The following is a 280-nucleotide window of genomic DNA, read 5'->3' on the forward strand; positions in this document are numbered from 1 at the left end:
TCGATGACGGAGGCGACGAGGTCGCTGGTCTCGAGGTCGGCCTTGAGGGCTTCCTTGTACTGGTAGCCGGCGTCGTCGGCGCCGACCACGATGCGCAGGGGCTGCAGGGCGGTCATCGAACGGTGTCCTTTCGCGAGAGGGCGGCGGCCGCGGCGGTCACCACGAGGCCGAAGGAGTGGGCGCCCGCGTCGGGGGTGCCGAGGCTGCGCTCGGCGTGCGGGCGGGCGCGACCCATGCGGGGCAGCAGCTCGGCGGTCGCCGCGGCCGCCTCGGTCGCGGC

Annotated in this window: 1 protein-coding gene; it reads right to left on the reverse strand. The window is 75.4% G+C overall.

Annotation, left to right across the window (positions count from 1 at the left end):
* Positions 1-112: 112 nt before the first annotated feature.
* A partial coding sequence (locus NUH29_RS04820; RefSeq protein WP_258798420.1) for a DAK2 domain-containing protein occupies positions 113-280 on the reverse strand: 168 nt, incomplete at its 5' end.

Source organism: Protaetiibacter mangrovi, from assembly GCF_024752305.1.
Classification (GTDB): Bacteria; Actinomycetota; Actinomycetes; order Actinomycetales; family Microbacteriaceae; genus Homoserinibacter; species Homoserinibacter mangrovi.